Source organism: Phenylobacterium sp., from assembly GCF_030646615.1.
Taxonomy (GTDB): Bacteria; Pseudomonadota; Alphaproteobacteria; order Caulobacterales; family Caulobacteraceae; genus Phenylobacterium.
Genome location: NZ_JAUSLG010000074.1, coordinates 1 through 23,025 on the forward strand (window position 1 = coordinate 1; position 23,025 = coordinate 23,025).

17 protein-coding genes and 2 pseudogenes are annotated in these 23,025 nt (G+C 68.7%); 16 read left to right on the forward strand and 3 right to left on the reverse strand.

Features of this window, described 5'->3' with window-relative positions:
* Positions 1-168: 168 nt before the first annotated feature.
* On the reverse strand, positions 169-1,320 hold the full coding sequence (locus Q7S93_RS13480) for a DUF1428 family protein (protein ID WP_304714419.1): 1,152 nt from the start codon (positions 1,318-1,320) through the stop codon (positions 169-171).
* 261 nt (positions 1,321-1,581) lie between these two features.
* Between Q7S93_RS13480 and Q7S93_RS13485 the strand changes: the two genes are divergently transcribed.
* From Q7S93_RS13485 to Q7S93_RS13525, 9 genes are all read left to right on the forward strand, one after another.
* The gene (locus Q7S93_RS13485) at positions 1,582-2,163 is read left to right on the forward strand and encodes an ANTAR domain-containing response regulator (RefSeq protein ID WP_304714420.1); all 582 of its coding nucleotides are present in this window, start codon (positions 1,582-1,584) and stop codon (positions 2,161-2,163) included.
* A complete protein-coding gene (locus Q7S93_RS13490) occupies positions 2,160-3,131 on the forward strand; it encodes a CmpA/NrtA family ABC transporter substrate-binding protein (RefSeq protein WP_304714421.1) in 972 nt (323 codons plus the stop codon). The genes Q7S93_RS13485 and Q7S93_RS13490 overlap by 4 nt, the downstream gene beginning before the upstream one ends.
* Before the next feature lie 225 nt (positions 3,132-3,356).
* Positions 3,357-4,580 (forward strand): nitrate/nitrite transporter, encoded by a 1,224-nt coding sequence (locus tag Q7S93_RS13495; RefSeq protein WP_304714422.1) that lies wholly within the window; start codon positions 3,357-3,359, stop codon positions 4,578-4,580.
* A gap of 17 nt (positions 4,581-4,597) precedes the next feature.
* Positions 4,598-7,054: a nitrite reductase large subunit NirB gene (nirB, locus tag Q7S93_RS13500; protein ID WP_304714423.1), complete on the forward strand. Its 2,457-nt coding sequence runs from the start codon at positions 4,598-4,600 to the stop codon at positions 7,052-7,054.
* Entirely contained in the window at positions 7,051-7,398 is a 348-nt protein-coding gene (gene nirD / locus Q7S93_RS13505) for a nitrite reductase small subunit NirD (protein WP_304714424.1), read from the forward strand. Before nirB ends, nirD begins: the two co-directional genes overlap by 4 nt.
* A 6-nt stretch (positions 7,399-7,404) precedes the next feature.
* Positions 7,405-10,053: a nitrate reductase gene (locus Q7S93_RS13510; protein WP_304714425.1), complete on the forward strand. Its 2,649-nt coding sequence runs from the start codon at positions 7,405-7,407 to the stop codon at positions 10,051-10,053.
* A complete protein-coding gene (cobA, locus tag Q7S93_RS13515) occupies positions 10,043-10,825 on the forward strand; it encodes a uroporphyrinogen-III C-methyltransferase (RefSeq protein ID WP_304714426.1) in 783 nt (260 codons plus the stop codon). Before Q7S93_RS13510 ends, cobA begins: the two co-directional genes overlap by 11 nt.
* 130 nt (positions 10,826-10,955) lie before the next feature.
* Entirely contained in the window at positions 10,956-11,828 is an 873-nt protein-coding gene (locus Q7S93_RS13520; RefSeq protein ID WP_304714427.1) for an NAD(P)/FAD-dependent oxidoreductase, read from the forward strand.
* A 19-nt stretch (positions 11,829-11,847) separates the two neighbouring features.
* Entirely contained in the window at positions 11,848-12,438 is a 591-nt protein-coding gene (locus Q7S93_RS13525) for a hypothetical protein (protein ID WP_304714428.1), read from the forward strand.
* A gap of 102 nt (positions 12,439-12,540) precedes the next feature.
* Here the strand turns inward: Q7S93_RS13525 and Q7S93_RS13530 are convergent.
* Positions 12,541-12,726 (reverse strand): annotated as a pseudogene (locus Q7S93_RS13530) (DUF2061 domain-containing protein); the annotation flags it as partial.
* Between the two features lie 16 nt (positions 12,727-12,742).
* A complete protein-coding gene (locus Q7S93_RS13535; protein WP_370652164.1) occupies positions 12,743-13,642 on the reverse strand; it encodes a manganese catalase family protein in 900 nt (299 codons plus the stop codon).
* A 332-nt stretch (positions 13,643-13,974) separates the two neighbouring features.
* Here Q7S93_RS13535 and Q7S93_RS13540 point away from each other — a divergent pair, with 332 nt between their 5' ends.
* The 7 genes and pseudogenes from Q7S93_RS13540 to Q7S93_RS13570 all read left to right on the forward strand — a co-directional run bounded on the left by Q7S93_RS13540 (position 13,975) and on the right by Q7S93_RS13570 (position 22,936).
* A complete protein-coding gene (locus tag Q7S93_RS13540; RefSeq protein ID WP_304714532.1) occupies positions 13,975-16,743 on the forward strand; it encodes a TonB-dependent receptor in 2,769 nt (922 codons plus the stop codon).
* 132 nt (positions 16,744-16,875) lie between these two features.
* On the forward strand, positions 16,876-17,382 hold the full coding sequence (locus Q7S93_RS13545) for an RNA polymerase sigma factor (RefSeq protein ID WP_304714430.1): 507 nt from the start codon (positions 16,876-16,878) through the stop codon (positions 17,380-17,382).
* Between the two features lie 81 nt (positions 17,383-17,463).
* Positions 17,464-18,462: a FecR family protein gene (locus Q7S93_RS13550; RefSeq protein ID WP_304714431.1), complete on the forward strand. Its 999-nt coding sequence runs from the start codon at positions 17,464-17,466 to the stop codon at positions 18,460-18,462.
* A gap of 46 nt (positions 18,463-18,508) precedes the next feature.
* Positions 18,509-21,499 (forward strand): TonB-dependent receptor, encoded by a 2,991-nt coding sequence (locus Q7S93_RS13555; RefSeq protein ID WP_304714432.1) that lies wholly within the window; start codon positions 18,509-18,511, stop codon positions 21,497-21,499.
* Between the two features lie 48 nt (positions 21,500-21,547).
* Positions 21,548-21,921 (forward strand): annotated as a pseudogene (locus Q7S93_RS13560) (bleomycin resistance protein).
* A 34-nt stretch (positions 21,922-21,955) separates the two neighbouring features.
* Positions 21,956-22,420, forward strand: a complete 465-nt coding sequence (locus Q7S93_RS13565; RefSeq protein WP_304714433.1) for an HIT family protein — start codon at positions 21,956-21,958, stop codon at positions 22,418-22,420.
* Positions 22,421-22,483: 63 nt separating this feature from the next.
* Positions 22,484-22,936: a nucleotidyltransferase domain-containing protein gene (locus Q7S93_RS13570; RefSeq protein WP_441339430.1), complete on the forward strand. Its 453-nt coding sequence runs from the start codon at positions 22,484-22,486 to the stop codon at positions 22,934-22,936.
* Positions 22,937-23,025: the final 89 nt, after the last annotated feature.

Sequence of the window (23,025 nt, forward strand, 5' to 3'; positions counted from 1 at the left end):
CCCCGAGGCCTCGCAGGCCGAGGTCCGATCGCAGGTCGCCCGCGGCATCGGCGGCAAGCTCGCCTGGCCAGGCTGCCTGCGCCGGCTCGACCGCGAATCGCCGGGCTACGACGCCTGATCGACGGGGCGCAGCGCAGGCGGAAGACCGCGCCGCGCTCCCGCTCGAGCCTAGCTTGGCCGGCCGCCCACCAGGCCGAAGGCCGCGCCCTGGGGATCGATGCAGTTCATGGAGAAGTCGCCGCCAGGGATTTCATCGGGGCCTTGCACCACCTGGCCGCCGGCGGCTTCCACCGCGCGCTTGGCGGCGGCGATGTCGGCGACCCGGAAATAGGTGTTCCAGTGGGGCGGACCCATGGCGGGATCGGCCTTCATCATGGCCCCGACCATCCCGCCGCGGCGGATGAACTGGTACTGGCCCATGGGCCCCATATCCATGTCGCCATCGTGGCTCCAGCTGAACAGGTCGCCATAGAAGGCCCACGCGCCCGCCTGGTCGGATGTGTGGAGTTCGTTCCAGGCGGCGTGGCCGAGCCGGGGCCGGTCGTAGGCGAAGGCCATGCTCTTGCCGCCGCCGGACGGCTTCATGATGTAGAGCGGCGCGCCCTGCGGGTCGGCGACCATGGCCATGCGGCCGACCATCGGGACATCCATGGCGGGCATCTGCACGGCGCCGCCCTTCTGCTCAATCGCCGCGACGGACTGGTCCACATCGTCCACCGCCAGATAGGAGAGCCAGACGGGGCGAGCGCCGTGCTCGGCCATCTCCGGGGTGATGGCCATCAGACCAGCGACGTCGTGCTCCGGCGCGCGAACGATGCGGTAGTCCATGTCGGCCTGCCCGGAATCGTTGAAGGCCCAGGGCAGGATCTTGCCGTAAAAGGCCTGGGCCGCGTCGGCGTCTGTGGTGAGCAGCTCGTACCAGATGAAGTCGCCCTGGCTGTCCGCCTGCGGCGCCTCGAGGGTCACCACCGGGGTGAAGCCGCCATAGATCATCCGCGCCCCGTCGAAGGGCATGGGATTGTGCTCCGGGCTCATCCGCGGATCGGTCTTCATCAGTTCTTCCATGCGCGCCATGGCGGTGTCGCGGGTGGCCTTGTCGGGCCATTCGATCCAGGAAAACACCACGGTCTCGTCCGCGGTGGCCTGGACCGCCCGGCGGAAGTCGGTCTGCTTGCCCTCGGGCACCTCGTCGCCCCAGCATTCCAGGATGCGCAGGGCGCCCAGCTCCATGAAGACGCTGTTGCCGGTGTTGGCGTGGTCGATGAACCTCTGGCGATTGGCGGTGGGGACCGCGATCACGAAGCCGTCGATATAGGTCATGGTCTAGCTCCTGGGCTTTGCATGCCGGCCGATGCGGCGCCGGGCGAGCATAGGACGCGCTTGTGTCGCGCGATCCGACATATGCGAAAATTTTCCTCGACGGTGGCAGGCTCGCCCAGTCCCGAAGCTGTCTCAGGCGGCGTGAATTCCCCCGGTTCGCCTCTGGGAGATGCCTAATTCATGAGCTTTCTGCGGGGGCAGCGGGCGCAGGGACTGGCGAAGCTTCTTTCGTCGGCCTGCGAGGTCGCCTAGTCAGGCGACATGCGCGTCCTCATCATCGATCCGGACCCGGCCCGCGCCGCCCTGGTGGCCGAAGGCCTCATCGGGATAGATCCCCTCGAAGTCCGGGTCACAGCCGTGTTCGATGAGGCCGACGCCACGGCCTTCCGGCCGGACGTTGTCGTGGTCGCCTCCGAAAGTCCGGACCGGGACACCCTGGAAAGCCTGCGCGAGGCCAGCGCGACCAACCCCCGCCCGGTGGTGATGTTCGTCGATCGGTCCGAGCCCGGGCTGGCGGAGGAGGCGGTGCGCGCCGGCGTGGCCGCCTATGTGGTCGACGGCCTTTCCGCCGCCCGGGTGCGCCCGGTGCTGGAGGTAGCCATGAGCCGCTTTCACCTGATGCATCAGCTGCGCGCGGACCTGGCCAAGGCCAAGGCCGATCTCGCCTCCCGCAAGACCGTCGAGCGGGCCAAGGCCCTGCTGATGAAGGAGCGGAGCCTGGACGAGGAGGCCGCCTACCGGCTGCTGCGCAAACTCTCCATGGACACAGGCCGACCGCTGGGGGCCGTGGCGGCCGACCTGCTGGCCTTCGCCGGCGTGCTGAAGGGCGGAGATCCCACGTGAGCACATCTGGTCCGTTGCAGTTGGGGTTCATTCCCCTGGTGGACTCAGCCCCCCTGATCGTGGCGCAGGAGAAGGGCTATTTCGCCGCCGAGGGCCTGTCGGTCAGCCTCAGTCGCGAGGGCTCCTGGGCCACCATCCGCGACAAGGTGGCCGCCGGCGCTCTGGACGGCGCCCACATGCTGGCGCCCATGGTCCTGGCCGCCAGCCTGGGAATCGGCAGCGAGCCCAAGGCGATGATCGCCCCCATCGCTCTGAACCGCGGCGGCGCGGCGGTGACCCTGTCCACCCGTCTGACCGGGGACGGGGACGCTGGGGCCCGCCTGACTCATCTCGTTCGCCGGCGCCAGGAGGAGGGGGCCAGTCCACTGACCCTGGCGGCGGTCTATCCGTTTTCGATCCACAACTACCTGCTGCGCCATTGGCTGGCGGGCCTGGGCCTGAACCCGGACGTCGATGTCCGCCTGACGGTGGTCCCACCGCCGCGCACCGCCGCCCTGTTGGGCGAGGGTGTGATCGAGGGCTTCTGCGCCGGCGCCCCATGGAATGCGGTGGCCGAGGCCGCCGGCGTCGGCCACACCGTCGCGCGGGTGACCGATGTCTGGCCCGAGGCGCCGGACAAGGTGCTGGGGGTGACTGAGTTCTGGGCCGCCGCCAACCCGGCCATCCTGCTGTCCCTGATCCGCGCCCTGGCGGCGGCGGGCGCCTGGGCCGCCGACCCGCACAATCAGGCTGAGCTGGCGGAACTCCTGGCCCGGCCGCAATTCCTCGACGCGGCGCCAGACGCGATCGCGTCGGGCCTGGCCGAGATCGCCTTCGCCGGGGCCGCCCTCAATCCGCCCCGCCGCGAGCAGGCGGGCTGGCTGCTGGAGCAGATGGTCCGATGGGGGCAGGTCGGCGCGGTGGACGTTGACAAGGTCGCCGAGCGCGTCTGGCGTCCAGACCTCTATCTGGCCGCTCAGCGCGGCTGATCGCCCAAGACTTCGACAGGCCCTGTTCGCAGGCGCCATATTTTCGCGCGATGCAGGCCATCTGAGCTGACGCCTGCATCCCAGGCGTGACGGGACCGGCCGGCTCGCGCCTCATGGTCTCAGGCCCAGGACAACGGCGTTCGCGGCTTCTTCGGAACAGGCTCGATGACGAGCCGCCTCCGCACGGCGACGCCGCCACTCATGTCCTCTTGAACGGGTCTTCCCATGATCAGCCGATCCTTCCTTAAGGCGGGGCACGCCCCGACTCTGTTCTCGGCCTTTCTGTATTTCGACCTCAGCTTCATGGTCTGGGTGCTGCTGGGTCCCCTGGGCGTCGCCATCGCCGAGAGCTTCGACCTCGATGCGGCGCAAAAGGGCTTCATGGTCGCGGTTCCGGTTCTGGCCGGGGCGCTGCTGCGGGTAGTGGCCGGGGTCCTGGTGGACCACATCGGCCCGAAGAAGACCGGCATGATCGGTCAGCTCATCGTCATGGCGGGGCTTGGCGTCGCCTGGTTCGTGGGCCTGCACAATTACAGCCAGGTGCTGATGGTCGGCGTCCTGCTGGGGGTGGCCGGCGCCTCGTTCGCCGTGGCCCTGCCGCTGGCCTCCCGCTGGTATCCCCCGGAGCATCAGGGCCTGGCCCTAGGCATCGCCGGCGCGGGCAATTCCGGCACCGCCCTGGCCGCCCTGTTTGCGCCCCTGCTGGCCCAGCACTTCGGCTGGATGAATGTGCTGGGCCTGGCCACCATTCCCCTGGCCATCGCCTTCGTCGTCTATGTGGTCTTCGCCAAGGACGCTCCTGAGCAGCCGCCGCCCAAGTCCCTGACCGAATACATGGCGGTGCTGAAGACGCCCGACGCCTGGTGGTTGATGCTGCTCTACAGCGTCACCTTCGGCGGCTTCGTCGGCCTGTCCTCCTCGCTCACCATCTATTTCAACAGCGAATACGGCCTGAGCCCGGTGATCGCCGGCTTCTTTACCGCCGCCTGCGTCTTCGCCGGCTCCTTCGCCCGCCCCGTGGGCGGGGGCCTCGCCGACCGCTACGGCGGGGTGCGGACCCTGACGGTGGTCTATCTCATGGCCGCCGTCGGCCTGGCCGTCGCCAGCTTCCACATGGCCAACCCCTATCTGGCCCTGGGCGTGATCATGTTCGCCATGATGGCCCTGGGCGCTGGCAATGGCGCGGTCTTCCAACTGGCCCCGCAGCGGTTCCGCAACGAGATCGGCGTGGTCACCGGTCTGGTCGGCATGACCGGCGGGGTGGGCGGCTTCTATCTGGCCGCCAGCCTCGGCTGGGCCAAGCAGACCACGGGCTCCTATCAGGCCGGGCTGTTCGGCTTCGCCATCATGGCGCTGATGGCCTGCCTGGCCCTCAACCTGGTCAAGGGCCAATGGCGCCGGACCTGGCGCGACCTGGCCGGCCCCTCATCCGTCCCCATCCGTCTTTAGGTCGGCAGGAGATCCCCATGACCAAGCAACGTCTTGTCGTCATCGGCAACGGCATGGCCGGCTGCCGCGCGGTGGAGGAAGTGCTCAAGCGCGACCCCGACCTCTACGAGATCACCATCTTCGGGACCGAGCCCCGGGTGAACTATGACCGCATCATGCTCTCGCCCGTCCTGGCTGGCGAAAAGGCCTTCGCCGACATCGTCCTCAATGACGAGGCCTGGTACGGGGACCACGCCATCACCCTGCACGCAGGCTGCGCCGTCACCGAGATCGACCGGCAGGCCAGGCTGGTTCGGGCGAGCGACGGGACGCAGGCGGCCTATGACCGGCTGATCCTCGCCACGGGCTCTGATCCCGTGCGGCTGCCGCTGCCCGGCGCGGACTTGGCCGGCGTCGTCACCTTCCGGGATCTGGACGACGTTGAGGCCATGGTGGCCGCCGCCGATGCCGGCGGTGAGGCCGTGGTGATCGGCGGCGGGCTGCTGGGCCTGGAGGCCGCCTATGGCCTGGCCCGGCGCGGGATGCGGGCCACGGTCATCCACCTGATGGACGTGCTGATGGAGCGCCAGCTCGATGAGTCGGCGGGTTTCCTGCTGCGCAGCGCCCTCACCGACCGGGGCGTGGAGACCGTGCTGGGCGCCCAGTCCGAGGCGATCCTGGGCGAGAACGGCAAGGTCAGCGGCCTGCAGCTCAAGGACGGGCGGATCATCCCCTGCAGCCTGCTGGTCATGGCGGTGGGCATCCGCCCCAACACGGCGCTGGCGGCCAATTGCGGCCTCAAGGTCGGGCGCGGCGTGGTGGTGGACGACCAGATGCGCACCTCCGACCCGGCCGTCTTCGCCATCGGCGAATGCGCCGAGCATCGCGGGATCGCCTATGGCCTGGTGGCGCCCATCTGGGAGATGTGCCGCACGCTCGCCGACGTGCTGACCGGGGTGGATGATTGCGCCTATGGCGGCTCGGTCCTGCAGACGCGGCTCAAGGTGTCCGGGGTCGACGTCTTCTCCGCCGGGCGTTTTTCGGGCGGCGAGGGCTGCGAGGACGTGGTGTTCCGCGACGCCGGACGCGGGGTCTACAAGCGCGTGGTCCTGGAGCAGGGGCGGGTGGCCGGGGCGGTCCTGTTCGGCGACGTCGCAGACGGGGGCTGGTACTTCGACCTGATGAAGTCGCAGGCCGATGTCAGTGAGCTGCGCGAAACCCTCATCTTCGGTCAGGCGGTGACGGAGGCGCTCCGCGGCGTGGACCCTAAGAGCGCCGTTGCGGCCATGGCGGACTCCCAGGAGATCTGCGGCTGCAACGGCGTGTGCAAGGGCGCCATCACCACCGCCATTGCTGATCTCGGCCTGACCACGCTCGAGGACGTCCGCGCCCACACCAAGGCCTCGGCCTCCTGCGGGTCGTGCACGCCGTTGGTGGAGAAGCTGCTGGCGGTGACCCTGGGCGACGCCTTCCAGGCCCAGACCGGACCCAAGCCCGTCTGCGGCTGCACCCATCACGGCCATGAAGTGGTGCGCAGGCGCATCGTCTCCGAGGGTCTGAAGTCGATCCCGGCGGTCATGCAGGCCCTGGAATGGACGACGCCCGAGGGCTGCGCCAGCTGCCGTCCGGCGCTCAACTACTACCTGATCTGCGCCTGGCCGGGCGACTATCAGGACGACAAGCAGTCGCGCTTCGTCAATGAGCGGGTCCACGCCAACATCCAGAAGGATGGCACCTATTCGGTGGTGCCGCGGATGTGGGGCGGCATGACCTCACCCCAGGAACTGCGGGTCATCGCCGATGTGGCCGACAAGTTCGCCATCCCGGCGGTCAAGGTCACCGGCGGTCAGCGCATCGACCTGCTGGGTGTCAAGAAGGACGACCTGCCGGCGGTCTGGGCGGATCTGAACGCGGCCGGCATGGTCTCTGGCCACGCCTACGCCAAGGGTCTTCGGACGGTGAAGACCTGCGTCGGCACGGACTGGTGCCGCTTCGGGACCCAGGATTCCACGGGCCTTGGCGTGCGCCTGGAAAAGTTCATGTGGGGGTCCTGGGCCCCGGCCAAGGTCAAGCTGGCGGTGTCGGGTTGCCCGCGCAACTGCGCCGAAGCCACCTGCAAGGACATCGGCGTGGTCTGTGTCGACTCCGGCTTCGAGATCCACATCGGCGGCGCGGCCGGGCTCCACATCCAGGGAACCCAACTGCTGACCAAGGTCGCCAGCGAGGATGAGGCCGTCTGGACCATCTGCGCCATCACCCAGCTCTATCGCGAGGAGGGCTGGTACCTGGAGCGCATCTACAAATGGATGGCCCGGGTCGGCCTGGAGACGATCCGCGCCCAGGTCGAGGACCCGCACGCGCGCAAGGCCCTCTACGACCGCTTCGCCTATTCGCAGCGCTTTTCCCGCACCGACCCCTGGGCCGAGCGGGTCGCCGGTCGTCACGCCGATGAGTTCAACCCCCTCAGCCGCCGGCTGGAGTTCGAACGCGCATGAACGCCCTGGTCAAGGATCCCCAGATCACCTGGATCGATGTCGGCGCCGCCACCGATATCCCTCGCCGCGGCGCCCGGCGCCTGAAGGGGCCGCAGGGGGAGATCGCCATCTTCCGCACCGGCGACGGCCAGGTCTTCGCCCTGATGGACGCCTGTCCGCACAAGGGCGGGCCGCTCAGCCAGGGCATCGTCCATGGCGCCTCGGTGACCTGTCCGCTGCACGGGCGGGTGATCGACCTGGCCACCGGCGAGTCCCTGGGCGCCGATGCGGGCAAGGGCTGCGCGCCGGTCGTACCGCTCCAGGTGCGTGACGGTCGGCTGTTCATCGGCCTGGCCGGGAGCTGAGCGCCCGTGGTCGAGACCCGCACCACCTGTCCCTATTGCGGCGTCGGCTGCGGGATCACGGCCCGCGCCGAGGGCCGCGTCCTGGCCGCCCAAGGCGACGCCGATCATCCGGCCAATCTCGGCCGCCTGTGCTCCAAGGGCGCGGCCTTGGCCGACACGGTCGGGCTGGAGGGACGGCTGCTGTCGCCGGAGATCGGCGGGCGGGAGGCCTCCTGGGCCGAGGCGACCCGGCTGGTGGCGCGGCGGTTCTCCGAGATCATCGCCCGGCACGGCCCGGACTCGGTGGCCTTCTATGTGTCGGGCCAGCTCCTGACCGAGGACTATTACGTCGCCAACAAGCTCATGAAGGGGTTTATCGGTTCGGCCAATATCGACACCAATTCAAGGCTTTGCATGGCCTCGGCTGTGGCCGCGCACAAGGCCGCCTTCGGCGCCGACCTCGTGCCCGGCTGCTATGAGGATCTGGACCTCGCCGACCTCGTGGTCTTCTCGGGCCACAACGCCGCCTGGACCCATCCGGTGCTGTTCCGGCGGATGGAGGCGGCCCGAGATCGCGGCCAGCGTCATGTGGTGATCGACCCCCGCCGCACCGACACCGCCGAGATGGCCGACCTGCATCTGGCCCTGGCGCCTCAGACCGATGTGCGGCTCTGGAACGGGCTGCTCGCCAATTTGATGGAGCGCGGGGCCGTCGACCGCGCCTATGTGGCCGCCCATGTGAGCGGCTATGGCGCGGTGGTCGAAAGCCTCGCCCGCGATGACCAGTCGCCGGCTGCGGTGGCCGCCGACTGTGGCCTGGACCTGGCGGACCTGGTCGCCTTCTACGATCTCTTCGCCGTCACGCCGCGGACGGTGAGCCTGTTTTCCATGGGGGCCAACCAGTCGGCCCAGGGCGTGGCCAAGGGGCTGGCCATCGTCAATGCGCACCTGGCGACGGGGCGGATCGGCAAGCCTGGCGCCTGCCCCTTCTCCGTCACCGGCCAGCCCAACGCCATGGGCGGCCGGGAGACCGGCGGCCTGGCCAATATGCTGGCCGCCCACATGGACTTCACCGAGGCCGACTGCGCCCGGGTCGAGCGGTTTTGGAGCGCCCCCAACCTGGCCCGCAAGCCCGGCCTCAAGGCCGTCGAGATGTTCGAGGCCGTCGGCGATGGGAGGATCAAGGCCCTGTGGGTCATGGCCACCAATCCGGCCGTCAGCATGCCGCGGGCTGAAACCGTCCGCGCGGCCCTGGCCAGGTGCCCCTTCGTGGTGGTCTCCGACTGTATGGCGCAGACTGACACGGCCGCCTTCGCCCATGTGAAACTGCCCGCCCTGGCCTGGGGCGAGAAGGACGGCACGGTGACCAATTCGGAGCGCCGCATCTCCCGCCAGCGGGCGGTGATGGCGCCGCCGGGCCAGGCGCGCCCCGACTGGAAGATCATCGCCGATGTGGCCACAGCCATGGGACACGACGAGGCCTTCAGCTGGCGCACAGGCGCCCAGGTGTTCCGGGAATGGGCGCGGATGACCGCCTATGAAAACACCGACCGGGTCCTGGATCTCGGCCCACTCGTCGGCCTGACGCCAGAAGCCTACGACGCCCTGGCCCCGGTCCAGTGGCCCGTGACGCCGGCCGGGGGGACGGCGCGGCTGTTCACCGATGGCCGGTTCCCCACAGCCGATGGCCGCGCCCGGATGGTCCCGACGCCGGCCCTGGGACCGGCCGAGGCGACCGACGGCGCCTTTCCCCTGGCCCTGAATACCGGTCGGGTCCGCGATCACTGGCACACCCTGACCCGCACCGGCCTCTCCGCAGCGCTCAGTCGCCATGCGCCGGAGCCCTATCTGGACGTCCATCCCACCGACGCCCTGGAACAGGGGATCGCGGAAGGCATGCTGACCCGGGTGCGCACAGCCCATGGCGAAGCCGTCGCGGTGGCCAGGATCACAGACGCCCAACGGCCCGGATGCATCTTCATGCCCATGCATTGGACCAGCGCCTACGCCCCCCAAGGCATGGCCAACCCGCTGGTCTCAGGCCCGGTCGATCCCGTCTCCGGCCAGCCGGAATTCAAGCACACGCCAGCCCGCATCCAGGCCTATCGGGAAACCTGGAGGGGCTTCTTTCTGTCCCGGGCCGCCGTCGCCCCGCCCGCGGGGCTCGACCTGGTCTGGCGGCGGGCCACCCAGGACGGCTGCCAACTTCATGAGTTCGCCGGCCGCGGGGACGAAGACCAGCGCGAAACCCTGCGCCGGGCGCTGAACCGGGGCGCGAAGGGGCAGGCGCTGCTGCTGGAGGACGCCCAGGGGGGCCGCCTGCGGGAAGCCTTTGTCCAGGACGACCGGCTGTCCAGCGTGCTGTTCATGACCCTGGAGACCGGCCGTCTGCCGCCCCGGGACTGGCTGGCGGCGCTGTTCGCCAAGGACCGACTGAGCGAGGCCGATCGCGCCGCCCTGCTGATCGGCTTCGCCCCCGGCGCGGCTGTCGAGACCGGACCCCTGGTCTGCGCCTGTCGCGGCGTGCGCCGTCCGCGGATCGAGGCGGCGATCGCCCAGGGGGCTGCCACCCTGGACGCCGTCGGCGCCGCCACCGGGGCTGGAACCCAGTGCGGCTCCTGCCGTCCCGAAATCACCCGAATGCTGCCGGCCTCGGAGACCCGCCATGCCGCCTGAGCCCAAGACCCTTTTCCCCGTCCAGCTTGTGGGCGCGGGACCCGGCGCCGCCGACCTGCTGACCCTGCGGGCGGCGCGCGCCATCGAGGGCGCCGAGGCCCTGCTCTATGACGCCCTGGTCGGCGAAGACATCCTGGCCATGGCGCCGCGGGCCTGCCTCAAGATCCAGACCGGCAAGCGGGCGGGGCGCCCGTCCATGCGGCAGGAGACCATCAACCGCCTGATGATCCGCCTGGCCCGGCGGGGCTTGCGGGTCGTGCGGCTCAAGGGCGGCGACCCCTCGATTTTCGGCCGGGTGGGGGAGGAGGCCCAGGCGCTGCGTCAGCACGGCCTGGCGGCGGAGATCGTGCCCGGCGTCACCGCGGCCTGTGCGGCGGCGGCTCAGTTTGGCCTGCCGTTGACCCATCGGGGCGTGGCCCGCCGGGTGGTGATGGCCACCGCCACCACCCAGGACGGCGAACTCACTATCGACTGGGCGGCGGCCGCTGATCCCGAGGCGACGCTGGCCATCTATATGGGGGCTCGCGCAGCGCCTGAGATCGCGCGACGTCTGATCGCCGCCGGGCGCTCGCCCGAGACCCCCGTGGCCATCGTGGAAAACGCCTCCGCGCCCAGTGCGAGCCTGAAACTCACCACCCTGGCCCGGCAGGCCGCCGCCGCGGCGGGGCGCGACGGCGCGGCCCCGGCCCTCATCCTGGTCGGCGACGCCCTGGCGGCTTCGGCGGCCTGGACCGGCGCTGAGGGCCTCGAGGCGCTGGCCGGGGCGGCCTGATGGGGACGTCCAGGGACTCGCGCCCCCGACAGGGCATGTCGCGCGTTGGGCTTGGTGACAGCAAACCTACGCGGTTCCTCGAGGCTCTGCAGAGCGTCGAGCGGTTCCGCACCGCACAGGAAAGGCGCCCTTGACCGAGTCTCCCCAGGCCTATGAGGCGATCGTCATCGGCGCAGGCCCTGCCGGCCTGACCGCGGCCACATATCTCGCGAGGTTTCGGCGCCGGGTGCTGGTGCTGGATGGGGGGACTTCGCGCGCGGCGTGGATTCCCGAAAGCCACAACACCCCGGGCTTCCCCGCGGGCATCTCAGGGACCGCCCTGTTGCAGCGCCTTCGCGACCAGGCCGAGGAGTATGGCGCCGTCATTTCGACCGCCAGGGCCGACAGGCTTGAGCAAACTGCCGACGGCTTCAGGCTCTATATCGGCGGCGACTGTCTGGAGGCCCCCACCGTGCTCCTGGCCACCGGGCTCGTCGATCATTTGCCGGCGATCCCGGGCGTCGACGCCGCCCTGGCCACGAGCCTGGCGCGGGTGTGCCCGATCTGCGACGCCTATGAAGCCATCGACGCCAGTCTGGCCGTGGTCGGCGACGGCCCCCTGGCCCTGCGCGAGGCGGAGTTTCTGCGCACCTACAGCCAGGATGTCACTGTCCTGATGCTGGGTGACGAAGGGGCGGGCTTGGCCGATGTCCTGCCCGCCGCCCTGGATGATATCCGGTTTGAGGATCGCGAGGTTGTCTTCGCGCCACAGGGCCGGGCCGAGCAGCGCTTCGATTATCTCTACCTCGCCCTGGGCTGTGCAGTTCAAGCCGACCTCGCCACCGCCCTGGGCGCCCGGCAGGACGACAGCGGCAAGCTGCTGGCCGACGCCCATCAGATGACGACGGTGGACGGGCTCTATGTGGCCGGCGATGTGGTCCTGGGGCTGAACCAGATCGCGGTCGCCACGGGCGAGGCGGCGATCGCCGCCACGGCGATGCACAATCGCCTCCGCAAAGCCTGATCCTGGCGCCGAGACGTCCATGGCCGCGCCACGCAAGCTCAAGGTCTTCCAGGCCCAGATCGGCTTCTACGATACGGTGGTGGCGGCCTCGAGCCGGCCCGCGGCCCTGCGCGCCTGGGGCCTGCGCCAGAACCTCTTCGCCTCAGGCCATGCGAAGGTCGCCGAGGACCCCCAGGCCATCGAGGCGGCCCGCGCCCATCCGGAGACTCCCCTGAAGCGGGCCGTGGGATCCACCGATGCGTTCCAGCTGGAAGCGGCCCATCTGCCCGATGTCCCCGACGCGCCGGCGCGTCGCAAGACCCCGCCCTCGGGCAAGACCAAGGCGCGCGGCAAGGCAGAGACGACGGCCAAGGCGGGGCCTGCGCCGAAGGCTGCTACGCCCAAACCCAGGCCAAAGCCCGACCGCCGCGAGCTTGCGGCGGCTGAAGCCAGGCTCCGCGGGGTCGAAGCCGAACGCCAGGACGAGGAAGCCGCGCTCGCGCGGCGACTGGCGAGGTTGAAGACGGAAATGTCCCAGGCCGAGGCCGAGTTCGTCAGGACCCACAAGGCGGCTGCGGCCGGCGTCGCCAAGGCCCTCGCAGCCTACCGCAAGGCGGGCGGCGACGACTAAGCGCTAGGCGAGGCGCGGCGCCGGGTCCACCTGGGGGCGGGACGAACTGGCGCGCTCCGCCGTGGCGCACGAGCCATGGGCGTGCCCACAGATCGGCACCACCGCCCCGGCGTCGCCCCGCGACCACAAGCGCTCGTGGATGGCGAAGGCGAAGGTCTGGACGATGGGCTCGACGATTCCCACGGCGAGCGCCACCCGCCAGTCCCGGGTGAGGGCGAAGGCCACGGCCACGGCGACGGTGAGGTGCATCAGACCGTAGGTGATCGTCTTCAGCAGCACGCGGTTCATGACCTTCGCCCCCTGGTCACTTGGCGACCGGCGTGGTGGAGCCGGCGCCGGGGCCAGCGCCCAGGTCAGCGCCGGTGATGGGGTCGCCCTCGGGCGCGGACTCGGTCCGCTTGGCCAGGTTGGCCAACACCTTGGTGTCCTTGGCCGGCAGTTTGACCGAGGCCAGACCATCGCCGCCATCGACCGCGGCCTGGTCTTCCCGCTCGCTGACCACCTGCCAGTTGTCGCCGGTGTTCCACGGACCCGTGGCGTCGCCGTCCCCCTGGGACATGTTGTAATAGACGTCGGCGAACTTGGGGTCGGCCGGCAGCTTACCCGTCGGGAAGTTGGGCTCGATGGCGTAGAGCGCCTTTTCGAACGACTTCTGGTGGGCGACCTCGCGGGTCATCAGGAAGCCCAGGGCGTCCTTGATGCCCGGATCGTCCGTGATGTTGATCAGCCGCTCATAGATGACCTTGGCCCGGCTCTCGGCGGCGATGTTGGATCGCAGATCGGCTGTGGGTTCGCCGCGGCTGTCCACATAGGCCGCCGTCCACGGCACGCCTGAGGAGTTGGTCAGGGCCGGACCGCCGCCATAGAGAAGGGCCTGGGTATGACTGTCGCCGCCCCGGGTCAGCGACATGTAGAGATCGGCCTCAGACAGGGCGGCCTCGGCCAGCTGACCTTTGGCGCCCTTGTTGAGCATGGCGACGATGCTGCCGATAACTTCCAGGTGGCTCAACTCTTCCGTGGCGATATCAAGCAGAAGGTCCTTTCGGCCCGGGTCTTCCTCGGCGAGTCCTTGAGTAAAGTACCTCATCGCGGCAGCGAGTTCGCCATCCGGTCCGCCAAACTGTTCGAGCAACAGGCTCGCTAGCACCGGGTTCGGTTCAGATACACGAACGGTGTACTGAAGTCTCTTGTTGTGCATGAACATGGATCATCCTTCATCATGTGTCAAACGGGCGAACTGATGACGAAAGGCGTTCGATCGGCGGACGTTCCTATGGTGGAGGCGCAAATATTATAAATCTCGAGAAGTGTCGACAATCAGACTGTGGAATACGTCGACCTTTACAGCAGAGGGTCCCTTAGGCGTCGAAATCGGCCGCGAACGTGACGGCTCCGTGAAGTTTGAATGAAAACCGCTGTCACACACTGAGGGGTTGCTCGGCCCTGTCGTTGAGGGGGCGGGGGGCAAGGGCCGGACACGCATGTCCGGTTCCCCGCCGTCGCAACATCGACACGCGGAGAAATTCAGTGAACGGAATGATTCACAAGCTCGGCCAGGGCCGCGCGCGCCGCGCCGCCTGGCTGATGACCAGTTGCGCCGCCATCGGCCTGCTCAGCGCCACGGGCGCGAGGGCCCAGGCCCAGGATGAGGCTACCGAGGTCGGCGAACTCATCGTCACCGGCAGCTACCAGCGCAGCCTGCAACAGGCGGTCGAGCTGAAGCGCGAGAATGTCGGCTTCTCCGACTCCATCGTCGCCACCGATGTCGCCAACTTCCCCGAACAGAACCTGGCCGAAGCGCTGCAGCGCATGCCCGGCGTCACCATCGAGCGGAACAAGGGCCTGGGCACCCGCGTCATGGTCCGTGGCCTGCCCAGCGAGTTCACCTTCGTCACGATCAACGATCTGGCCACCGCCTCGGGCAGCGGCGGGCGCGACGTCGAGTTCGACATCTTCGCCTCGGAGATCATCCAGCAGGTCACCGTCCAGAAGTCGCCGACGGCGGCCGATGAGGAAGGCGGCATCGCCGGCTCGATCAACATCAGGACCGCCCGCCCGTTCGACTATGACGGCCCCCGCCTGGTCGCCTCCGCCGAGGGCGCCTACAATTCGATTTCGGAAGAGATCGATCCCAAGCTGTCCTTCCTGGCCAGCAACACCTGGGGCGACTTCGGCGCGCTGGTCTCGGTCTCCACGGCCAAGCGGACCAACCGCACGGATTCCAATTCCGGCATCAACTTCCGACCGGCCTTCCGCTTCCTGGAAGCCTCGGGCGCGCGGGGGACCCAGGCCCAGAGCGTGCTGGCCCGGGACGCAGGCGTCATCGTCACCAATCGCACCGATCGCGACCAGACGAGCCGCATCATCTTCCAGGACAAGGTCGGCGACCGGGTCTATCTGAACGAGCAGGACCAGTGGGGCGCGACCCTGTCGCTGCAGTACCAGCCGTCCTCGACCTTCAGCCTGGCCTTCGACGGCATGATCGGCGCCTATGACGCCACCGAAGACGAGTACGACGCCGCGGCCTATTCCGCCTCCAGCCGCAGCACCTTCGAGACCATTCACGAATATGACGACACCACCCTGTCGGACTACGGCATGGTGGTCCTGCGCGACGTCTCCTACACCGCCACCCAGCATGAGTTCCTGAGCAAGGAACGGATTTCCAAGACCGACTATTCGCAGTTCGGGGCTGAGCTGAACTGGAACGGCGACAACTGGGAATTCAATGCGCTGGCCGGCTATTCCGGCGCGGAAAAGACCATCGACTTCGCCAATCTGAAGCATGTGGCCTATGCGCCCTCGCGCACCCGCTGGACGGCCAATGGCGGCGAGACGATCGAGAGCGCCAACCCGGCCTCGATCGACATGTACAATTCGCCGACGCGCTACCTGTTCGAGGCCTATGAAACCAACCTTGAGGCGATCACCGACGACAAGTACGCCGCCCAGGCCGACTTCACGCGCCACTTCGACTTCGCAGCCTTCCCGGCGCTCAGCAGTGTCCAGGTCGGCGCCCGCTATACCGACAAGTCCAAGGAGCGCCAGTATGGCGCCCTGAACATCCAGGGGCCGGGTCCCGGCTCTTCGGTCTGGGTCAACACCCGCACCCTGGCCGATAGCGTTCTGACGCCCATCGGCGATCTCGTGCCCGGCGGCGACTACAGCGTCCGCGACCTGACCTGGAGCCAGGTGTCCAACGCCTATGCCCGGGAGACCTTCCGCTATGCCGGCTTCGTCACCCCCTTCGACGATGGCCAGTACTATGAGGTCACCGAAGAGACCCTCAGCCTCTACGCCATGGCCGATTTCGACTTCGAGATCGCCCGCGTGCCGGTCTTCGTGAACGGCGGCGCCCGCTATGTGGACACCACGGTGCAGTCCTCGGGCTTCCACCAGATCCAGAACCCGAACGGCGCCACGGGCTATACGCCCGATCCGGTGTCGAGCGAGGGCGGCTACGACAAGGTCCTGCCCAGCCTCAACATCAACGCCGAGCTGACCGACAGCATCATCCTGCGTGGCGCAGCCTCGAAAACCCTGATCCGGCCGGCGCTCACCGATCTGGCCTATAAGCGCACCGCCAGCTGGAATTCCTTCCGCTTCACCGACGGGAACCCCAACCTCCAGCCGACCTACGCCAAGCAGTGGGAGGTGGGCCTCGAAAAGTACCTGGCCGAAGGCGGCCTGCTGTCGGTCTCCTACTTCTGGAAGGAGATCGAGGGCGTGGTCCGCAGCGAGCTGACCGGAACCGTCCCGAACGTCACCAAGTACAACGCCAACGGCACGATCGACGGGGTCTACGACTTCGACGTCTATCAGCCGGTCAACGCCGAGGGCTCCTATGAGGTCAGCGGTGTCGAGTTGGTGGTCGTGGCGCCGCTGAGCCTCTTCTATGCGCCGCTGGAAGGCTTCGGCGTCAACGCCAACTACACCCTGCTGGACAGCTCGCTGACCGGCGAGTCCGACCTGGGCATCCCGACGCCGCCGGTGGGCCTGGCCGACAAGACCTACAACGTGACCCTCTATTACGAGAACGACCGCTTCCAGGCCCGGGCGTCCTACAACTACAAGGACAAGTACGTCGAAGGCATCGGCTACGAGATGTATCCGATCTGGCGCGACGCCTACGGCCAGACCGACATCTCGGTCAGCTACGATGTGAACGATCGCGTCCAGCTCAGCCTGGAGGGGATCAACATCACCGATGAGGAGACCAAGGGCTACACCATGCATCCCTCCTTCCCGACCATGTACGAGCTTTCCGGGCGCCGCTTCAGCCTGGGCGTCCGCATGGAGTGGTGAGTGACGCGTTGATCGCGACCGCTGACGAGACCGTCGGTGGAGCGCACCATCCCCTTGCGTTCCACTATGCGCAGCGCCCCCTCCGACGGAGGGGGCGTCTTTGCGCCTGCGCAGGCGGACGGCAGGCGGCGCATGGGGGCTGAGACCGACATCAACGGCCTGCGCGCCGATCTGGTCGCCTATCTCCGTCGCAAGGACCGGGGCGGGGAGGAGGCCGAGGACGTGGCGCAGGAGGCCTTCGCCCGCTTTCACCGCGCCGGCCACGACCTGGCTGGGGCCGACGCCCGGCCGCTCCTGTTCGTCATCGCCAGGAACATCCAGCTCGACCGCTGGAAGGCCTCCGGTCGGGAGGCGCGCCGAAGCGCGCCGGACGACGTCTATGACCTGGACTCCGGGCCCTACGCCCTGGTCAGCGCCGCGCCGCGGGCCGATCAGCAGCTGATCGATCGCCAGAACCTGGCCACGGCCGCCGCGGCGATCCGCGCCCTGCCGCCCAAGACGCGCGACGCCTTCCTGCTGCACCGGTTCGAAAGCCTGACCTACCGACAGATCGCCAGCCGCCTGGGCATATCGGTCAGCATGGTCGAGAAACACATCGCCGAGGCGCTGCGGCAGTTGAAGATGTCGCGGGGAGATTGAGGTGTCGGCGCCCTGGATCGTTGTGTTGGATGAGGCTGGCCGCCACCCTGGCCAGGCTTCCCTAAGGAAATCGCCGCGCTGATGCTGGATCGCCTCGCCGCCCTGTTCGCCGCCCGGCCCACCACGGCTGAGGCCTGGCTGGCCCGCATGGACCGGCCGGGGGTGAGCGCGCGTGACCAGGCGGCCTTTGGCGCCTGGCTCGAGGCCGACCCCGATCATCTACGCCAGTACGAAGCGCTCAAGGCGGCGAACGCCGAGCTGGCGGACCTGCGGCAGGCCTTCGAAGGCGATCTTGCCCGCCTCCGTCGCGGCCCGATCCGGCGCTCTCGCGCGTCGAAAAGCCTCGTCTTCGGGGGCGGATTCGCCGCCGTGGCCGCTGTGGCGGCTGCGCTCGCCTTGCTCCCAATGCTGCGCGCCGCCCCGGAGAGCCAGCTTTTCGAAAGCGCGCCGGGCCAGATCGTCGACCTGACCCTGGACGACGGCTCGCAGGTGACCCTGGACGCCGACTCCGCCATCCGCGTGGCCTTCGCCAAGGACGTGCGCCGCCTGACCCTGGAGCGGGGCTCGGCCTATTTCGAGGTGAAGCACGACGCGGTCCATCCCTTCCAGGTGGCGGTGGCCGACCGGCAGGTGATCGTCACGGGCACCCGCTTCGTCACGGCGATCACCGGCGACAGCGCGCAGATCTCGGTCCTTCAGGGTCGGGTGGCGATCGGGCGCCGCGATGCGGCCCGGGCCGATGCGCTGGAGGGCGCGCTGGGCGTCACGGCCGGCGAACGGGCCGTCTTCCGATCGGGTGCGCCCCAGATTGCGAAGGCCCACGGCGACGTGGAGGCGGCGACCGGCTGGCGCCAGCGCCGCCTGGTTTTCCGCAATGCGCCTCTGTCCGAGGTGATCGTGGCTGCGGCCCGCTATTCCGACGCGCCCCTGGTCGCCGCCGATCCGGCCCTGGATCGCATGTTCATCACCACGGTGCTCCCCCTGGAGGGGGACGGCGCCCTGGTCGACCGCATGGCCGCGCTGCTGCCCATAAGGGCCGAGCCTGCCGCCGATGGCCGCATCCTGATCCGCGCCGAATAGGCGGCCATCGCAGAGCTGTCACGCCCGTGGGTTAGGGCGGCTGGGCATGGTCCATCCACGGCTCAGCTCCTTGAACCTGTTCGCCGCGCCGACCAGCGCAAGCTGGCGATGGGGTCTGGTCGCCGCCGTCCTGATGCTGGCCATGGCCCAGCCGGCCAAGGCCCAGGCAGGTCGGTCGATGGCCTTCGACATCCCCGCCCAGGACGCCTCATCTGCGCTCCTCCAGCTCTGTCTGGCGGCCGACTGCGAACTGGCCTTCATCCCCGGCCCCGGCCACAGCGTTCGCACCAAGGCGGTGCGGGGGTCGATGGGCTGGCGGGTGGCCCTGGCCCAGATGCTGGACGGAACCGATCTGCGCTACCGCTTCGTGGGGTCAAGGGGCGTGCGCGTCTGGGTCGCCGCGCCAGCGCCGCCGCCGCGGCCGTCCGAGGCGATCGGGCCGACCGAGGTGCGGGCCGTCGAGGTCGTCGGCCGGCTCTCCGACCAGATCGATACGGGACTGAGCCGCAAGCGCGCCGCCGACGTCATATCCGACGTGGTCGCTTCGGACCGCATCGGAGACCTGCCCGCCGCCAACCTGGCCGAGGCGCTGCAGCGCGTGCCCGGGGTGGCCATCGAACGCGAGGTGGGGGAGGGGCAGTTCGTCAGCGTCAGGGGTCTGGGACCGCTGTTCCAGTCGGTGACGTTGAACGGCGCGCCGGTGGCCTTCAACGAGAACATCCGCAACTCGACCCAGAGCGGCCGCCAGTTCCGCTTCCGCGCCCTGTCGGTCGATCTGCTGGCCGGGGCCCGCCTGACCAAGTCCTCGACCCCGGACCTGATCGACGGCGGCATCGGCTCCAATATCGATATCGAGACCGCGGGCGGCCTGGATGGCGAGCCCTTCCTGTCCCTGCGGCTGGGCGGCGAGGCCAGCGCGCGTTCCGACCGGGTCGGGGCCGACCTCTCCATGGCCGGACGGATCGTGTCGGCGGATGGCGAGATGGGCCTGATCGCCGGGGTGTCCCAGGAGACGCGGAGCGTCCGCTATGACCGCTTCCAGATCATGCGCTATGGCCAGACGGTGATCGATGGCGAGTTGCTCGCCACCCCCAACGATGTGCGCACCACGGTGGAGCAGGAAGAACGTCGGCGGCGCAGCCTGTTTGTCGGCGCCGACTGGCGCCTGTCGCCGGACGTGCGGCTCGATTTCGACGGGCTGGTCTCCACCTTCGACAACGCCATTCGCGAGGACCGCCTGGTGTTTGGCCTGGGCGCGGCGCTGGCCGAGCCGGGCGCCGTGGCGCGTGCGAAGAACGGCGTGGTCACCGCCGCCAGCATCCCCGAAGGCCAGATCGACAACAATACCGAGTTCTCCGACCAGTCGCACCTGAACGTGCTGGTCTCGGTCGGGGCCGACATCGCCCTGGGCGACTGGCGGCTGACCCCGCGCCTCAGCGCCTCCCACGCCCATTCTGTGCTGGATACGCCGCTCGAGCGGTTCTCGACGGAGTCGCCGCAGGGGGTCGCCTACGCCTTCGAGCTGGGCGATGCGGCCCAGTCCCGGCGGGCCGCCGGCCTGACGACCACCTTCGACCTGCTCAATCCCGCCAACCTGACCCTGAACCAGCTGGGTATTCGCGCCGTAGAGTCCCGCGACGCCGATATGACGGCGGTCTTCGACGCCGAGCGCCGTTTCGATCACGGCGGGGGACGCCTCGGCTTCACGGCGCTCAGCCTCGGCGTCCAGGTCAGCGACCGGAGCCGCGACTATGATCGCCGCGATCGGCGCGCCATTCCCCTGGCGGACGATGGCGTCGTGGTCGGATTTTACACAGGCGCCACCCCGTCCGACGTATTCAGCGACCTGGTCGCGTTGCGCGCGACCCCCTGGGCCACAGCCGACTTCGGGCGCCTTCGCCCGGCCTTCCGCATTTCAGATCCGGCCGCCGACATCGTCTTCCAGCCCGGCGACGTGGTCGCGACCGGGGCGGACCAGCAGAACTCTTACGAGGTCGGCGAACAGGTGGCGGCGGCCTATCTGCGCCTGGATATCGAAGGTCGGGTGATGGCGCGTCGCCTGTTCGGCAATCTCGGGGTCCGCGTCATCGAGACCCGCACCCATGTGGAAGGCGCGCGCCTGGAGCGGGTCGGGGACCTTGCTCAGGTTCGCCCCGTCACCTTCGACGGCGAACACCGGGCGGTCCTGCCGAGTCTGAATCTGGCGCTCGATCTGGATGAGGTCTCGATCCTGCGGGTGGCGGCGTCGCGCTCGATCACGCGGCCGTCCCTGGCCGATCTGCGCGCCTCCACCGTCCCGGCGAGCGTCCTGGTGTCGGCGATCTACGAGGACGGCGAGGCTGCGGTCACCGACCCCGAGGACGGCCACATCTTCAGCGGGGTCGGCGGCAACCCCGCCCTGACGCCTTATGTCTCGACCAATTTCGACCTCTCCTATGAGGTCACCGGCCGGCGCACCAGCGTCTCCGTCGCCTATTTCCACAAGACCATCGACGACTTCATCGAGACGGCGGCGGCCCCGGAGGTGCTGGTCTTCGAGACGCAGGCCGGGCCCCTGGTGGAGGCCGAGGTCCTGATGAGCCGGCCGCACAATGTGGGGCGGGCCACCATCGATGGGGTGGAGCTCGGTCTGCATCAGCGCCTGGCCTATGGCCTGGGCCTCTGGGCCAGCGCCACCTGGACCCAATCGCGGCTGGACGGTGGCGGCCGGCTGACGGGAGTCTCCGACTGGTCCTGGTCCGTCAGTCCCTATCTGGAGCGCGGCCCCCTGAGCGTGAACCTGTCCTGGTCCTGGCGATCCCCCTTCCGCTCCGAGGCCGACATGCAGGGCGGCGGGGTCTCGGACTTCACTGTTGGCGCGGCGGGCTATCTCGACGCCCAGGCGGTCTATGCGCTGCCCGCCCAGGCCGAGCTGGTCCTCTCCGCCACCAACCTCACCGACACCCGCGAACTCGCCTATGAAGGCTCCAAGGACCGCCTGCTCCAACTCGGATCGGTCGGCCGCCAGGCGTCGGTCGGCGTCCGCTGGATCTGGTGAGGCGTCAGCTCATGCATGGTTGTCACATCGGCCGGTTAGCCAGGACCTATGGCTGATCGCGCGACGCCCAATCTCCCGGCCCGTGACTTTGACGAGACGGCCCAGTTCTACGCGGCCCTCGGCTTCTCGCAGACCTGGCGCGATCCGGCCTGGATGATCCTGGTCCGGGGGTCTCTCCAGCTGGAATTCTTCCCCATCCAGACCTCGACCCGAGCGCAAGCTGGATTGGCAGCTGCCTGCGGCTTTCAGACCCCGCCCGGTTCTATGAAGCTTGCCTGGCGGCCGGGGTCCCCGAGGCCCGCGTCGGCATTCCCAGGCTCGTCCCCCGCGCCGAAGCTGGCGCAAGTCCGCTCGTCGGCGCGCTCATCGACCCGAACGGATCGCTCCTCAGGCTTATCCAGGACGACCGGCCAGACAGCTGAGGTTGTCTGAGGGGGATACTGAGAGGAGACGTGCATGTCTTGGCCAGACAACTGGATCGCGCGACTGGACGGAAGCGAATGCAGCCTGTGCGCTGAGGGCCGCCCCGAAAACCCGGCGCGCGGGCCGCGCATCTACGCTGGTGCGCGTTGTGACGCCTATCTGGCGCGGTCTGGAACTCAGCCGGGTTGGGCCACCGTCATCTGGCGCGGTGGGCACGTCACGGAGCCTACTGATCTGAGTGAAGATGACTCCGTCGAATTCTGGCGAGAGGTGCTCACGGTGGGCCGAGCCATGCAAACTCACTTCCAAGCGTTCAAGATGAACTACTCGATCCTCGGAAACCGTACGCCCCACCTCCACGCTATTATCGCCGTCCGCTTCGAAGACGATGTGGCCGCGGGCGAACCCATTCCTGCATCTGAGAAATCGGTATTCCCGCGAGCTGACGTGGCGAGGGATGCCGAAGCGCTTAAGCGGCTCCTGAGTAGTCCCGACTAAGCGAATGAGGGCTTGGCCTTGCGCATCGAAACCGTGATCGCCCTCTATTCCGGCCTGCTGACGGTGGGCGTTCAGATCTGGCTGGATGGCGGCTGGGGCGTCGATGCTCTGCTGGGCGAGCAGACGCGGGAGCATTCTGACCTCGATATCGTGGTGGAGGAGAAGGACCTTCCGGCGATGAGCGCCTTCCTGGCCGATCAGGGCTTTGCGCCCTATCCGCGGGACGACACCCGGGCCTGGAACTATGTGCTGGCGAACCCCCGCCAGGAGCTGATCGATGTTCACGTCATCAACATCGACCGGCGCGGCGACGGGATCTATGGCCCTGCCGAGAATGGCCAGTTCTATCCGGCCTCGGCATTGGCGGGGCGAGGTCGCGTGGGCGACTTGGCGGTTTTTTGCCTGTCGCCGGCGTACCAGTTGGAGAGCCATCGGGGCTATCGGCCGCGCGAGAAGGATCGTCAGGATGTCCGCGCTCTGGTCCGAAGGTTCGAGCTGATCGCGCCGCCGGAATAAGGGCAGGCCGAAGCTTAGGACATCGGGTCTTCGAACCCTATTGTAGCGCTCGGTGGGATCGAAAGCCCGGTTGTGGGGTTGAGGAGGGA

Bases quoted from the DNA above. Each gene is read 5' to 3' on its own strand.
- Q7S93_RS13480 (WP_304714419.1), bottom strand. From the start codon at position 1,320: ATGACCTATATCGACGGCTTCGTGATCGCGGTCCCCACCGCCAATCGC.
- Q7S93_RS13485 (WP_304714420.1), top strand. From the start codon at position 1,582: ATGCGCGTCCTCATCATCGATCCGGACCCGGCCCGCGCCGCCCTGGTG.
- Q7S93_RS13495 (WP_304714422.1), top strand. From the start codon at position 3,357: ATGATCAGCCGATCCTTCCTTAAGGCGGGGCACGCCCCGACTCTGTTC.
- nirB (WP_304714423.1), top strand. From the start codon at position 4,598: ATGACCAAGCAACGTCTTGTCGTCATCGGCAACGGCATGGCCGGCTGC.
- nirD (WP_304714424.1), top strand. From the start codon at position 7,051: ATGAACGCCCTGGTCAAGGATCCCCAGATCACCTGGATCGATGTCGGC.
- cobA (WP_304714426.1), top strand. From the start codon at position 10,043: ATGCCGCCTGAGCCCAAGACCCTTTTCCCCGTCCAGCTTGTGGGCGCG.
- Q7S93_RS13525 (WP_304714428.1), top strand. From the start codon at position 11,848: ATGGCCGCGCCACGCAAGCTCAAGGTCTTCCAGGCCCAGATCGGCTTC.
- Q7S93_RS13535 (WP_370652164.1), bottom strand. From the start codon at position 13,642: ATGTTCATGCACAACAAGAGACTTCAGTACACCGTTCGTGTATCTGAA.
- Q7S93_RS13540 (WP_304714532.1), top strand. From the start codon at position 13,975: ATGATTCACAAGCTCGGCCAGGGCCGCGCGCGCCGCGCCGCCTGGCTG.
- Q7S93_RS13545 (WP_304714430.1), top strand. From the start codon at position 16,876: ATGGGGGCTGAGACCGACATCAACGGCCTGCGCGCCGATCTGGTCGCC.
- Q7S93_RS13550 (WP_304714431.1), top strand. From the start codon at position 17,464: ATGCTGGATCGCCTCGCCGCCCTGTTCGCCGCCCGGCCCACCACGGCT.
- Q7S93_RS13555 (WP_304714432.1), top strand. From the start codon at position 18,509: ATGGTCCATCCACGGCTCAGCTCCTTGAACCTGTTCGCCGCGCCGACC.
- Q7S93_RS13565 (WP_304714433.1), top strand. From the start codon at position 21,956: ATGTCTTGGCCAGACAACTGGATCGCGCGACTGGACGGAAGCGAATGC.